This window comes from Thermophilibacter provencensis (assembly GCF_030372065.1).
Lineage (GTDB): Bacteria > Actinomycetota > Coriobacteriia > Coriobacteriales > Atopobiaceae > Thermophilibacter > Thermophilibacter provencensis_A.
The window spans coordinates 37841-51413 of the sequence record NZ_JAUDEA010000006.1 but is presented as its reverse complement, the minus strand read 5'-3'; the positions used below and the strand labels follow the sequence as shown (position 1 = coordinate 51413).

The window sequence follows — 13573 nt, the reverse complement described above, 5'->3', positions numbered from 1 at the left end:
AACCACTCGAATACCTCCTTCTGCCCGGGCCGCCATCTCCCCTGCGCGGCCCGGGCTCCCTGCCTTAGAGAGGACAGACCATGGCTCTTGACACCTCAGGCTGGACCCGCGCGGACCTCGTTCGCGAGGCCAAGCTCCAGACCGATGCCATCCAGCGGCTGAACGTGTGGCTGCGCATCGGCTACTCGCTGCTCGCCCTGGGCTTCATCGTGGGGTACTGGGGCTTCTACGGCGGTGGCGGCGCGGGGTTTGGCGCGCTCGGGGTGGCGCTGCTCGCCGTAGGCGCCGCGATCTCGGTCGTCCTCAAGGTGGGGACCACCAACGCCAAGCGCAACGTGAGGGCGATCCTTGACGCCGCCGGCGTGGACCTCGACGCGCGGGGCGACGGCGAGGGTGCGAAGAAGGGCGAGGGGAGGTAGGGGACGGTGGCCGGGCGCTATGACAGGTTCCCAACGCTGAGGGTCCCGGGGCACGAGGTCCTTCTCGGCTACGAGGCGCTCGTGGGCGCGCTCGCACGGCGCGTGGGTGCGCTTCGCCTATCGGGCGCGGACCGCGTGGTCGTGGCCTGCGACTCCTATCCGGGGGTCCACGACGACGAGGTCCTGGAGGCGCTCGCGCGCCTGCGGCCCGAGGTCCTCGTCGACACCCGCGAGCTCTTTCCCGAGCCCGACGAGCTCACGCGGCGCATGGAGCCCTTCCTCACCGACGACCGCGTCTTCGGGCGCATGTGCTTCGGCGAGCTCGAGGACTTCATGGACGCCGAATCGCTCGCCTCGGCGCGCGAGCGCGTGGGAGGGGCGCGCGGGCTCGTCGTCGTGTGCGGGTTTGGCGCGGCGCTCGTGCACCCGGGAGACGTGCTCGTCTACTGCGACGTGACGCGCTGGGAGATCCAGCTTCGCTACCGCGCGGGAATGCCCAACTACCGCTGCGACAACGGCGGGGACGAACCGCTGCGCAAGTTCAAGCGCGGCTACTTCGTGGAGTGGCGCCTCGCGGACCGCCACAAGGCGAGTCTGCTCGGCCGGGCTGACTTTGTCGTGGACACCGTCGACGCCGGGTCGCCGCGCGCCGTCGCGGGGCCTGCGCTGGCCGAGGCCCTGGACGTGGCGTCGAGCCGACCGTTTCGCACGGTGCCCTACTTTGACCCGGGCGTCTGGGGAGGGCAGTGGATGCGCGAGAGGTTCGACCTGCCCGACGGGGCGCCCAACTACGCGTGGTCGTTCGACGGCGTGCCCGAGGAGAACGCGCTGGCCCTGGCCTTTGACAACGCGGTGGTGCGCGTGCCGGCGATGGACCTCACGCTCCTGCGCCCGGTGCCCCTGCTGGGCGAGGGGGTCTACGCGCGCTACGGGGCGGAGTTCCCCATTCGCTTTGACCTGCTGGACACCATGGGAGGGCAGAACCTGAGCCTGCAGGTCCACCCCACGACCGACTACATCAGGCGCGCCTTCGGCATGGCCTACACCCAGGACGAGAGCTACTACGTCCTTGACGCCGAGCAGGGTGCCTGCGTCTACCTCGGGCTGAGGGAGGGCGTCGACCCCGGGGAGATGATGGCGGCCCTCGAGCGGGCGAACGCGGGCGGCGAGCCCTTTGACGCGGAGCGCTACGTGAACCGCCTCCCCGCGCGGCCCCACGACCACTTCCTCATCCCCGCCGGCACCGTGCACTGCTCCGGCGCGGGGACCATGGTGCTCGAGGTGAGCGCCACACCCTACATCTTCACGTTCAAGCTCTGGGACTGGGGACGCACGGGCCTGGACGGCCGCCCGCGCCCGGTGCACCTGGAGCACGGCGGGCGGGTCATCCGCTGGGACCGCGACGAGGGGTGGGTGCGGCGCAACCTGGTCGGCCGGGCGCGTGAGGTAGACGAGCCGTGCGGCGCGGCGCGGGTGGAGCGCACGGGCCTGCACGAGCTCGAGCCGCTCGAGACGCGCCGCTACACGATCGGGCCCGGCGCGCGCGTCCTTCTCGACACGCGGGGCACGGTGAGCGTGCTCAACCTGGTCGCGGGCGACGAGGTGGTCGTGGGGAGCCCCGCGGGGGCCTTCGAGCCCATGGCGGTGCACCGCGTGGAGACCTTCGTCGCACCCGCCGCGACCGGGCGCTTCACGGTGGAAAACGTCGGCGGATCGGATGCCGTGCTCGTGCGGGCGCACGTGCGCGGGACGGAGGGGTGATGGAGATGGAGCGCATCTTGACGGAGAGCGAGAAGGACGTGCGCGGCCTGCCGTCGGCCGTGTTCACCGACGTGGACGGGACGCTGCTCGACGGCTCGCACCGCGTGACGCCGCGCACCGCCGCAGCCGCCCGCGCGCTCGCCGAGCGCGGCGTGCCGCTCGTGCTCGTGTCGGCGCGCATGCCCGAGGCGCTCTCGGGAATCCAGGGCGAGCTGGGACGTCCCGGCCCGCTCGTGTGCTACAGCGGCGCATACGTGCTCGACTCCGCAGGCGCCGAGCTGCTGAGCTGCCCCATCGCGCTCGGCTGCGCGCTCGAGGTGCGCGACTACGTCGCTTGCGACGCGCCCGACGTGTGCTGCATGGCCTACGGCTACCACAGCTGGGTGACGTCGGACCGCAGCGACCCCCGCGTCGTCCGCGAGGAGCGAATCGTGGGCGTGCGGTCGGTCGAGGGCAGGCTCGAGGACCACTTCACGGAGCGCGGGCTTCACAAGTTCCTGCTCGTGGGCGAGCCCGACGCCATCGCGCGCGCCGAGCGCGAGGTGGGGGCGGCGTTTCCCTCGCTCGCCGTGGTGCGCTCGTCGGCGACCCTGTGCGAGGTGATGAGCGGGGAGGCGAGCAAGACCAGGGGGGTCCGCGCGGTCTGCGAGCACCTCGGCATCTCGCAGCGAGACGCTGCGGCGTTCGGCGACGGGGGAAACGACGTCGACATGCTCAGGGCTGTCCCGCAGAGCTGGGCGATGGCCAACGCTCCCGCCGAGGTGCGCGCCGCGGCCGCGCACGTGACGGCGCTCGACAACGACCATGACGGCTTTGCCGAGACGATATTCTCGCTTCTTGGCTGAGGCGGCGCCGCATCGAGAGAAGTTTTTCCGGTGATGCTCGGGGGGTGACGCTGTGGACGGCGCGCAAAATGTTGCTACTATTATCGTTCAGCCAGATGTCGGGGCGGGGGGTTGGGACCCCGCGAGCTCGCTGGAAAGGACGAGTCGCGCGGCGATGGACTACGAGGACGCAGCGAAAAAGCTCATCATGTACTCGCGAGGCGTTGCCAAGGGCTCGATTGGCACGGCGTACGGCATGTCGATGGGGGAGGACCCGGTCCTGGAGTACCTCTCGCGCCAGGACGGGGGGATGAACCCGTCCGACCTTGCCGAGAAGCTCGGCTACACGCGACCCCGCATGACGAGGATCCTGGACTCGCTCGAGGCCAAGGGCTACGTTCGTCGCGTCCCCGACGAGCAGGACCGGCGCCGCGTGATCGCCTACTGCACCGAGAAGGGGCACAGCTACGCGCACGACCACAGCTCGAGCGGCGTCTCGAGCCTGGCGGCGACGCTGCAGAGGATGGGCGAGCACGACGCCCGCGAGCTGCTTCGCGGCCTCGAGGTAGCCTACAGCCTCACCTACGACAAGGACATCACCATCGGCGACTCCGACGCGGAGAAGAAGTAGCGCGACGCGCCGCCGCCGAGGTCGCCGGGCCGGGGCTCGTCCGCGCGCTCCCGCCCGACCGGCGCCCCGCGCCCTGTGCCCGGCCCTTGTGTTCTTCTTTCCGTGCGGTCATTTCTGTCCGGTCGTGCGGCTACACTCGTATGGCACGAGTTCTGCCGAGAAGAACCTGGGAGTCACATGACCTACGACCAGCAGACCCTGTTTGCCGCAGCCGGCGGCTTTGCCGCGCCGGCGCCGACCATCGACCTCGCCGGGCTCAACCCGGCCCAGCGGGAGGCCGTCGAGTGCACGCGCGGCCCGCTTCTGGTGCTCGCGGGCGCGGGCTCGGGCAAGACGCGCGTGCTCACGTACCGCATCGCTCACATGATCGCCGACGAGGGCGTCAAGCCCTGGCAGGTGCTCGCCATCACCTTTACCAACAAGGCAGCCGCCGAGATGCGCGAGCGTCTGGAGGCCCTGCTGCCGTACGGCACGCGCGGCATGTGGGTCTGCACGTTCCACGCCATGTGCGTGCGGATGCTGCGCGAGGACCCCGAGCTCGCGGGGTACCGCCCCAACTTCACCATCTACGATGACGACGACTCGCGCCGCCTGGTCAAGACCATCATGGCCGACCTCGACATCGACCAGAAGCAGTTCCCGCTGAACTCCATTCGCGCCAAGATCTCCGCTGCCAAAAACGCGATGGTGGGCCCCGAGGAGCTGGAGAGCTCGTCCAACCCGGCCGACCGCGCGGCGGGGCGCGTGTACCGCGCGCTCGACCAGCGCCTGGCCAAGGCCAACGCGCTCGACTTCGACGACCTTCTCGTCAAGGCCTTTGAGCTTCTGGCCAAGCACCCCGAGGTGCTGGAGCGCTACCAGGACCGCTTCCGCCAGATCAGCGTGGACGAGTATCAGGACACCAACCACGTGCAGTACGCGATCACCAACCTTTTGGCCGCCCGCCACAGAAACCTCATGGTCGTGGGCGACGACGACCAGTCCATCTACAGCTGGCGCGGCGCGGACATCCAGAACATCCTGGACTTTGAGAAGGACTACCCGGACGCTCGCGTGGTGCGCCTCGAGCAGAACTACCGCTCGACGGGCCACATCCTCGCCGCCGCCAACGCCGTCGTAGCCAACAACGCGCGCCGCAAGCCCAAGCGCCTCTTCACCGACGCGGGCGACGGAGAGAAGATCCGCGTGTTCCAGGCCGCCGACGAGCGCGACGAGGGCCGCTGGATCGGTTCGGAGATCGAGAAGCTCCACGATGGCGGCACGAGCTACGACGACGTGGCCGTCTTCTACCGCACCAACGCGCAGTCGCGCATTCTCGAGGACATGTTTCTGCGCGCGGGCGTGCCCTACAAGATCGTGGGCGGCACGCGCTTCTTCGACCGCGCCGAGGTCCGCGACGTCATGGCCTACCTCAAGCTCGTCGTGAACCCGGATGACGACGTGGCGGCGCTGCGTGTGGTCAACACGCCGCGGCGCGGCATCGGCACCACCTCCATCGCCAAGATCCGCGAGCTCGCGGCCGACGAGGGCATCTCGTTCTTCAGCGCCTGCGAGCTGGCAATTGCCGAGACGGGCCTGCTCGGCGCCAAGGTGCGCCAGGCGCTCTCGGAGTTCACCGGCACCATCGAGGCGGCGCGTCACTTCACCGGCGAGCTGGCCGACGTGGTGGACGCCATCGTGGACCGCGCCGGCCTCATCAAGGCCCTCGAGGCGGAGCACTCCGTGGAGGCGGACGGCCGCATCGAGAACATCAAGGAGTTTTTGGGCGTTGCCGCCGAGTTCGACGAGACGCACGACGCGGTGGAGACGCTTGAGAGCCTGGCGCAGCTGCGTGCTGCGGGTGCGCTTGAGCCATCCGGCGCCGAGGCGGCGTCCCCGACGGGCTCAGCGCTCGCTTCGCTCGCTCGCCAAGGCGATTCGCCCGCTGGGGACGCCGCCTCGGCGCCCGCTCCCCTCAGGCCTCCCGTTGCGTCCGAGAAGCTGCCGGCACTCATCGAGTGGCTTGCCCTGAGGTCTGACCTGGACTCTCTTGCCGGTCAGACGCATGCGGTCACGATGATGACGATTCACTCGGCAAAGGGCCTGGAGTTTCCGGTGGTGTTCGTTGCCGGCATGGAGGAGGGCATCTTCCCGCACGCCTCCTACGAGAGCGACGAGGCGAGCGTGGAGGAGGAGCGCCGCCTGGCCTACGTGGCCATCACGCGCGCCCGCAGGAAGCTCTACCTCACGCATGCCACCACGAGGCGCACCTTTGGCTCTGTGGCCGCTAACGCGCCGAGCCGCTTTCTGCGCGAGATCCCCGACGCGGACGTGGAGCGCGTGGGCGTGGGCTCCTCGGGCTTCTCCGGCGTGGGCTGGGAGAAGCGCGGGGACCGTCACGGCACCTTCGGCAGCGGCCGGGGCTCGTCGGTCTACGGCGGCAACGTCTTCGGCTCGCGCACGCGCTCGACCGGGGGCTCTTCTCGCCCCTCCGACGCCCCGCGTCCCACGAGCGTCACTAAGCCGGATGCCGCGCGCGCCGCCGCAAGCTTTGCCCCCGGCGATCACGTCTCTCACAAGACCTTTGGCCCGGGCGTGGTCCTTGCCACCTCGGGGGACACCATTGAGGTCAAGTTCACGCGCACGGGAAAGACGAAGAAGCTCCTCAAGGGCTTTGCCCCCATCGTCAAGATCGAGGGATGATACAAAGGGACAGTCCCTTCGTAACATTTATGCGTACGCATAGATCGAGCTTGTGACGGACGAGAGGAACGTGATGGAGCACTTCATTGGCATAGACGCGGGCGGGTGGCTCGACAAGGGCGTGACGCTCGTCGTGGCGATGGTGATCGCGTGGCTGGTCGAGCGCGTTGTCGTGCGCCTCATGCACAAGGTGCTCGACGCCTCCAACCTGCCGAGCGCCTCGCTCTTCATCAACATCGTGCGCGCCGTCATCTGGGTGCTTGCCCTTCTCTGCGTGATGCGCCCCGTCTTTGGCGTGGACCCCGCCGGCTTTGTGGCCGCCCTCGGCGTGGTGTCCATCGCCGTCTCCCTGGGCATGCAGGACACGATCTCCAACATCATCGGCGGCATCAGCCTCATGCTGAGCAAGTCCGTCCAGCCCGGGGACCACATCTCCGTGGGCGACGTGACCGGCGAGGTCACCGACGTCACGTGGCGCAGCACCTCCGTCATGATGCGCGGCGGCGCGGTGGAGGTCATCCCCAACTCAGTGCTCTCCAAGACCGCGCTCACGCGCATCACGCCCTGGAGCGTGGGCTACTGCGGGGTGCCCATCGCGGTGGTGCCGGGCGCGGACCTCAACGCCGTGGCGAAGGAGTGCTGTCAGGTGGCCGCGCGGGAGCTCGCTGACCTTCTCGACCCCGCGTTTGAGACGGACGTGATCTTCACGGCGTTTTCCGCCTACGGCACGCAGGGCGAGGTTCGCCTGCACGTCCTGCCCGACGTGGTCTTCTCCACGGCACAGGACCGCCTGGCGCGCTCTCTCTCCGGGCGTCCCTGGCTCGCAAGTGCGCTGTAGCGAGCTCTATGAGGCACCCTTCGCTGTTGTGTGTGGTTTTTGAGCGGTACCCTGAGTAGAGCGTTTGGCCGTACGCCCGCTACCTGCGGTTTTTCTCCGCTCATGCTGGCTCTACTGGGGGTCCCTTCAAAAAACCGCACACAACGGCGCCGCGCCTGCCGCGGACGGGGCTGCAACGCGCCCGCCCCACGTTTTCCGTGAGATGTCGACTCGCTACACTTGAAGACAGAAGAACCGCCGAGAAGAACCTGCTACTCCGGAGGCCCCATGGAGAAGATCGCCAGCTTCACCGTCAACCATCTCACGCTCGAGCCGGGCGTCTACGTGTCCCGCATGGACGCCGATCCGGCGACGGGCGCCGTTGTCACCACCTTTGACCTGCGGCTCACGGCTCCCAACCGCGAGCCGGTCATGGACACCGCTGCCGTGCACGCCATCGAGCACCTGGGCGCCACGTACCTGCGCAACAGCCCCGACTGGCGTGAGCGCGTGGTCTACTTTGGCCCCATGGGCTGCCGCACGGGCTTTTACCTCATTCTCTTTGGCGAGCACACCTCCGCCGAGGTGGCGCCGCTCGTGCGCGAGACCTTCGAGTTTGTCCGCGACTTCGAGGGGGAGATTCCCGGCGCGCGCCCGGAGGAGTGCGGCAACTGGCACGACGCGGACCTCGCCCAGGCCAAGTGGTGGGCGCGCCGTTACGTGACGAACACGCTGGAGAACATCGACGAGGCGCATCTCGTCTACCCGGAGGACTAGGGGGCACACATGAAGATCGGAATCATCGGGGCCATGGACGTGGAGGTAGAGCACCTCAAGGCGGAGCTCTCGGATGCGAGCACACAGCACGTGGCCGGCACGGACTACTGCTCCGGCCGCCTGGGCGAGAAGGACGTGGTGGTGGTCAAGTGCGGCGTGGGCAAGGTGAATGCCGGCATCTGCGCGCAGGTTCTGGCCGATCACTTTGGCTGCACGCACCTCATCAACACCGGCATCGCGGGCTCGCTCGACTCGGAGCGCCTGGACATTGGCGACCTCGTGGTCTCAACTGACTGCGTCCAGCACGACTTTGAGGTCGAGGAGCTCGGCTACGAGCCCGGCCTCATCCCCGGACGTGAGCGCGTGGAGTTTGTCGCGGACGAGGCTCTGCGCAACGCGGCCCTCGCCGCGGCCGCAGAGGCGGCGCCCGAGGTGCACGTGCTCGCCGGCCGCGTGGCCTCCGGAGACCAGTTTGTGTGCTACGAGCAGACCCGCAGGCGCATCGTGGACACCTTCGGCGCGCTCTGCTGCGAGATGGAGGGGGCGGCCATCGCCCAGGCGGCCGAGGCCAACGGCGTGCCCTTCGTCGTGGTGCGCGCCATCTCGGACAAGCCGGGCACCGAGGGCCAGGCCATGGACTACGCGACCTTCGAGCGCGCCTCTGCCGAGCGCTGCGCCAGGATCGTCGAGCACATGGTGGCTGGCCTGTAGGCAACCTGCCCGCCCCCCCGGCGAGAGGGGGCTGCCGAGGCGCGCGTGCAAACGCTTCTGTCCCAAACGAGTAGGCGTGGGCCGGCGGTAACGTCCGCCGCGAGTTCTGCAGCCGCGCCCTTTGCGGCGAAGCTGTCTGAGCGCCGGATGTTACCGCCGGCCCACGCCGGACGGGTGGAGCAGAAGGCTACAGCCCCATCACGCCCATGCCCACGAGGGTGGGGCCGGTGTGGACGAGAAGGTCGGCCGAGAGGCCGGTCTGCAGGATCTCGACGGCGTTGCCGATGCGCTCGCGCAGTCGCAGCACCAGCTCTTCTCGTATGCGCGGGTCGTACGTGCAGACGGCCAGGCGCACCTGCGGCCACCGCGCGGCCTGCTCGGCCACGAGGGCGATCTGCGTCTCCAGCGCCCGCTGCCAGCCGCGCGCCTTCTTCTCGATGACGTACTTGCCCTCGGGGCTGCAGGTGAGGACCGGCTTGATGTTGAGCACGGATCCCACGCGGTACACGGCCTCGCTGATGCGGCCGCCCTTGCGCAGGAAGTCCAGCTTCTGTACCGAGAAGAACACGCGCACGCGCTCGCTCACCGCCGCAAGGACGCTGCCGAGGCGCTCGAGCGGCATGCCCGCCTCGATCTGCCTCACGGCCTCCATGACCACAAAGCCGGCGGCGATGCCGATGCTCTTGGTGTCCACCATCACCACGGGGAAGTCCTCCATCTGACGCGCCACCATGGAGATGGTCTCAAAGGTGGCGGAGAGCCCCGAGGAGATGGTCACCACGACGGCGCCCACGTAGCCGTCGCGGCGCGCCCGCTCGAGGGTGTCGCGGACCTTCATGGGGGAGGGCAGCGACGTGGTGGGAATCTCCTCCGCAAAGCGCTCGACGACCTCCTCGGCCGTGATGTCCACGCCGTTCTCGTACGTGGAGCCGTCGGAGTAGTTGATGCGCAGCGGGATCACGCGCACGTCATGGGCGGCGGCAAAGTCCGCCGGCGTGTCCGTGCCGGAGTCCGTGATGACGACGATGCGCTGCTCGTTCATGGTTTCCCCCTCATGACGTGACGCCTCTCGTCACGGTCGGTATCATGTTGGCTAGACTATAGACCCTAGACGTAGTTTTGAATACTAGATAATCCGTTTCTGGAGAAAAATCGGAGATGGGCGGCATGGGGGAGAAGAACAGGGCGATCGTCGCGGCGCGCGTGAGCGCCGACCAGCGGGAGCGGCTTGCGAAGCGCATGGGCTCGGTGCACATCTCGCGCATCCGGGAGATGCCCCGGATAGAGCTCTACCTCGACCAGCTCCTCACGCTCGTCTCGCAGGAGCTCGAGTTCATGCAGCTCCCCGGCGAGACCCTCGTCACGGGCTCGATGGTCAACAACTACGTCAAGCAGGGTGTCATCCCGGCGCCGCGCAAGAAGCGCTACACGCGCCGCCACGTGGCCTCGCTGCTGTTTGTCTGTGCGCTCAAGCGCGTCTTCTCCATCGCACAGGTAAGCCAGCTCGCGGCGCTCATCTGGGCCTCCGAGCTCGACCTCGAGGCGCTCTACGACAGCTCGTGCGCCGCGCTCGAGGGCGCCCTCGCACGGCGCTTCTCGCCCGGCGAGAAGGACGACGAGCCCGCCGCGGGCATCACCCTCGTTGATTGTGACGGGAACCCGGCCGACCCCGAGCTCGCCTGGCTGCTCCAGGCCGCCACCGAGGCGCTGGCCGACAAGGTCGCCGTGGAGCAGGCGCTCCTGCTCGCCTCCGAGGAGGCGACCGGGCGATGACGCGTCCGAGCATCTTCCGTGAGCCCGCCGTCATTCGCCGGCTTGAGCGCCGGAGCGCCCTGCGCACGGTGACCGGCAGCTCCACCGTGGCGGCGGCCGTCATGGTGGCCGCGGCGCTTCTCGCCCTGGTCGTTGCCAACACCCCGCTCTACGAGGGGGTCGAGTACCTGCTTGCCCTGCCGCTCGAGGTGGGGGTGGGGCGCCTCACGGTCTCGCTCAGCGTGGAGCAGTTCGTGAACGACTTCCTCATGGCCATCTTCTTCCTGCTCGTGGGCATTGAGCTCAAGTACGAGATGACCGTGGGGCAGCTGCGCCGGCCCCGCCAGGCGATGCTGCCCATGCTCGCCGCGGTGGGCGGCGTCTGCGCGCCGGCGCTCATCTACGTGGTCCTCAACCTCGCCGAGGGAGGGCCCGCCGGGGGCTGGGCGGTGCCCATCGCCACCGACATCGCCTTCGCGCTCGGCGTGGTGTCGCTTCTGGGGGACCGCATCTCGCCCGCGACCAAGGTCTTCTTCCAGACGCTCGCCATCGCCGACGACATTCTCGCCATCGTGGTCATTGCCCTCTTCTACGGCCAGGTTCCCAACCTGCCGTGGTGCCTCGCGTCGCTCGCCCTCGTGGGCGTGCTCGCCGCCCTCAACCGGGCGCGCGTCTACTCGGTGGGGCCGTATGTGGCCGTGGGCCTGGTGCTCTGGGCCTGCATGTTCAACTCCGGCATCCACGCCACGCTCGCCGGCGTCATCCTCGCCTTTGCGCTGCCGAGCCGCTCCGACGTGCGCCTCGTCGAGCTCGGCGACTGGCTCGAGCGCCGCGCGCACGATCTCGGCGACACCTACGACGACGAGCACCATGTCCTCGGCCAGCACGACTTCACCGACGGCGCCTGGCGCGTGGAGCGCGTGATGCACCACGTCACGCCGCCCCTGCAGCGCACGGAGCGCTACGTCACCACGTTCGTGAACTTCGGCGTGCTGCCGCTCTTTGCCTTCGTGAACGCCGAGCTGCACCTGGTGGGCGAGAACTTCGGCGCGCTTCTCGCCAGCCCGGTGGCACACGGCGTCTATCTGGGCGCTGTCGTGGGCAAGCCGCTCGGCATCATCCTCGTGACCTACCTTCTCGTGCGCCTGGGCTTTGCGCGGCTGCCGCGCGGCATGGGCTGGGGGCAGGTCGCCTGCGTGGGCATCATGGGGGGCATCGGCTTTACCATGTCCATCCTCATCACGGGTCTCGCCTTCGCGGCGCCCGAGGACGCGATCGCCGCCAAGTGCGCGATTCTTCTCGCCTCCGTGAGCTCCGCCGCTCTGGGCATCCTCTTTGCGCGCGTTGTCCTTGGTCCGGACGGCCGCCGACGATCTGCTCGCCGCCGGGGTTCTTGTCCGGGGCAAGGGGTATCCTAGAGTACGTGACGTGTTGGGACCGTCGCCCGATGGGAGATACGCATGAGTGGACTCAAGCGCCTGTGCATGGCCGTCTTCGTTCTTGCTAACGCGCTGGCGCTCGCCGCCTTTGCGCTCACGTGGTTTGGCCCCTGGACCACGGAGGCCTCCGCGCTCTTCAACCTCGAGCCCTACGTCATCGCGGTGCTCGTCTGCCTTGCCGTGAGCGCCCTCGGGATGCTCGTGCTGCTCTGCCGCGCGCTCTTCTCGCGCCGCACGGTGCGCACCGTCGAGATTGCCACGGTTGACGGCGGCATCATCTCCGTCACGCGCGACGCCATCGCCGCCCAGGCCTCCCACATCGTGGAGGCGGACGGCTCCTGCACCGCCGCGCGCGTCCGCGTGGATGCCAAGCAGCGCGGACACGTCCGCGTGCACGTTCGTGTGCTTCCGCACGAGACGGTCGACGTGGTGGTCAAGGGCGCCGAGCTGCACGAGGAGCTCATGGACGGCCTCGCCGCCGTCTGCGGGGACAAGGTCGAGGACGTGAGCCTCGAGTTCATCGAGCCGGAGTCCGTGACGGTTGCCGCCGCGGACGAGGGGGAGGGCGAGGCTCGCCCCGCGTCCGCCCCGGTGCCCGCCGCCTCCGATGCGACCGACTCCACGAGCGAGATCACGGTCTCCATGGGCTCCGCCCGCGAGACCCCGAGGGAGGGCTAAGCCATGGCAGACGAGAAGACCCCTAAGCCCAAGATCGAGCTGGGCGAGAAGGACGAGCCGTCGTCCCAGGCGCAGCATCGTCCGGACGAGGCGGAGGCTTCCGCCGGCGATGCCGTGCGCCACGGCGTGAACTGCGTCTCTGCGTGGGTGAGCCGGACCTTCCCGGGTCACGAGAAGGCGTTCTGGGGCGGCGTGATAGGGCTTCTCGCCGCTGTGGTGTTCTTTGCGATCGGCTTCTGGCGGACGCTCGTCATTGCCGTGCTCGTGATCGCGGGCGTGGCCGCCGGCCAGGTGCTCGACGGGGACCCCAAGATCGTGAACGCCCTGCGTCACATCTTTGTCAGGAACAACCAGTAGCGTCGCGCCCCGCCCCGCGGGCGCCCGAGGACAGGAGCGAGAGATGACCAAGAACGAGACTGCCGCAACCGACGAGGCAATCGAGCAGGTCGAGCAGGTCGAGGTCGTGGAGGAGACCGCGCTCGCCGAGGCTCCCGAGGTCGGGCAGGACATCGAGGCGGCGACAGACGATGAGGACGTGGACTCGGAGGACTCGCTCACCTTCTCCAACGGCGTCATCGAGAAGATCGTGGCCATCGCCATGCGCGAGGTGCCCGGCGTGGTGGGCATGAAGGGCAACTGGTTCAACCGCGTCCAGGACGCCTTTGGCGCGAGTGACTCCACCAAGGGCGTGACCGTGGAGGTGACGCCGGAGAGCGCCGTGCGCGTGAACATCTCCGTGCTCATCGAGTACGGCGCGTATGCCCCGCAGGTCTTCGAGGACGTCAAGCACGCCGTGGTCAAGCAGGTCACGGGCATGACGGGCCTCGAGGTGGCCGGCGTCAACCTGCGCATCGAGGACGTCCTCACCGCCGAGGAGATCGAGCAGCGCAACCGCCGTGCGGCCGGCGCCGCCGCAAAGCCCGAGAAGCCCGAGAAGGCCGAGAAGCCCGACGAGGAGTAGGTGCCGGGTTCTTCTCGCATCCTTCGCCCCTCTGTCCCCCTGAAACGGGGACGGTTTCCGACACTTTGCCGAGAAAAACCGTCGGCCCGCGTCCCCAGTTCTTGAGGTGGGGACGCGGGCC

Annotated in this window: 14 protein-coding genes; 13 read left to right on the top strand and 1 reads right to left on the bottom strand. The window is 68.8% G+C overall.

The genetic code is table 11. From position 1 onward, the window contains the following. The first annotated feature begins 80 nt into the window (after positions 1-80). The 8 genes from QUW25_RS05225 to QUW25_RS05190 all read left to right on the top strand — a co-directional run bounded on the left by QUW25_RS05225 (position 81) and on the right by QUW25_RS05190 (position 8622). Entirely contained in the window at positions 81-419 is a 339-nt protein-coding gene (locus QUW25_RS05225; protein WP_289511163.1) for a hypothetical protein, read from the top strand. Positions 420-425: 6 nt separating this feature from the next. Next, entirely contained in the window at positions 426-2180 is a 1755-nt protein-coding gene (locus tag QUW25_RS05220) for a class I mannose-6-phosphate isomerase (protein WP_289511162.1), read from the top strand. Next, positions 2180-3025: a Cof-type HAD-IIB family hydrolase gene (locus QUW25_RS05215; protein WP_289511161.1), complete on the top strand. Its 846-nt coding sequence runs from the start codon at positions 2180-2182 to the stop codon at positions 3023-3025. Before QUW25_RS05220 ends, QUW25_RS05215 begins: the two co-directional genes overlap by 1 nt. 154 nt (positions 3026-3179) lie before the next feature. Further along, positions 3180-3635 carry a MarR family winged helix-turn-helix transcriptional regulator gene (locus tag QUW25_RS05210; protein WP_289511160.1) on the top strand — a complete coding sequence of 152 codons (456 nt, stop codon included), beginning with the start codon at positions 3180-3182 and terminating at the stop codon, positions 3633-3635. 177 nt (positions 3636-3812) lie between these two features. Next, positions 3813-6317: an ATP-dependent helicase gene (locus tag QUW25_RS05205; protein WP_289511159.1), complete on the top strand. Its 2505-nt coding sequence runs from the start codon at positions 3813-3815 to the stop codon at positions 6315-6317. Between the two features lie 73 nt (positions 6318-6390). Further along, positions 6391-7155, top strand: a complete 765-nt coding sequence (locus tag QUW25_RS05200; protein WP_289511158.1) for a mechanosensitive ion channel family protein — start codon at positions 6391-6393, stop codon at positions 7153-7155. Between the two features lie 267 nt (positions 7156-7422). Then, positions 7423-7911 (top strand): S-ribosylhomocysteine lyase, encoded by a 489-nt coding sequence (locus QUW25_RS05195; RefSeq protein ID WP_289511157.1) that lies wholly within the window; start codon positions 7423-7425, stop codon positions 7909-7911. 9 nt (positions 7912-7920) lie between these two features. After that, positions 7921-8622 (top strand): 5'-methylthioadenosine/adenosylhomocysteine nucleosidase, encoded by a 702-nt coding sequence (locus tag QUW25_RS05190; protein ID WP_289511156.1) that lies wholly within the window; start codon positions 7921-7923, stop codon positions 8620-8622. A 187-nt stretch (positions 8623-8809) separates the two neighbouring features. On the opposite strand, the gene QUW25_RS05185 is transcribed toward QUW25_RS05190, so the two are convergent. After that, complete coding sequence (locus QUW25_RS05185; protein WP_289511155.1) at positions 8810-9664, bottom strand: DegV family protein; 855 nt, start codon at positions 9662-9664, stop codon at positions 8810-8812. Between the two features lie 125 nt (positions 9665-9789). Between QUW25_RS05185 and QUW25_RS05180 the strand changes: the two genes are divergently transcribed. From QUW25_RS05180 to QUW25_RS05160, 5 genes are read left to right on the top strand one after another with little or no spacing between them, the layout of a single operon-like run. Continuing rightward, positions 9790-10395, top strand: a complete 606-nt coding sequence (locus QUW25_RS05180; RefSeq protein WP_289511154.1) for a DUF1836 domain-containing protein — start codon at positions 9790-9792, stop codon at positions 10393-10395. Next, the gene (gene nhaA, locus QUW25_RS05175; RefSeq protein WP_289511153.1) at positions 10392-11792 is read left to right on the top strand and encodes a Na+/H+ antiporter NhaA; all 1401 of its coding nucleotides are present in this window, start codon (positions 10392-10394) and stop codon (positions 11790-11792) included. The genes QUW25_RS05180 and nhaA overlap by 4 nt, the downstream gene beginning before the upstream one ends. Positions 11793-11834: 42 nt before the next feature. Beyond that, positions 11835-12491 (top strand): alkaline shock response membrane anchor protein AmaP, encoded by a 657-nt coding sequence (gene amaP, locus QUW25_RS05170; RefSeq protein WP_289511152.1) that lies wholly within the window; start codon positions 11835-11837, stop codon positions 12489-12491. Between the two features lie 3 nt (positions 12492-12494). Beyond that, entirely contained in the window at positions 12495-12848 is a 354-nt protein-coding gene (locus QUW25_RS05165; RefSeq protein WP_289511151.1) for a DUF2273 domain-containing protein, read from the top strand. Positions 12849-12891: 43 nt separating this feature from the next. Next, on the top strand, positions 12892-13452 hold the full coding sequence (locus QUW25_RS05160) for an Asp23/Gls24 family envelope stress response protein (RefSeq protein WP_289511150.1): 561 nt from the start codon (positions 12892-12894) through the stop codon (positions 13450-13452). Positions 13453-13573: the final 121 nt, after the last annotated feature.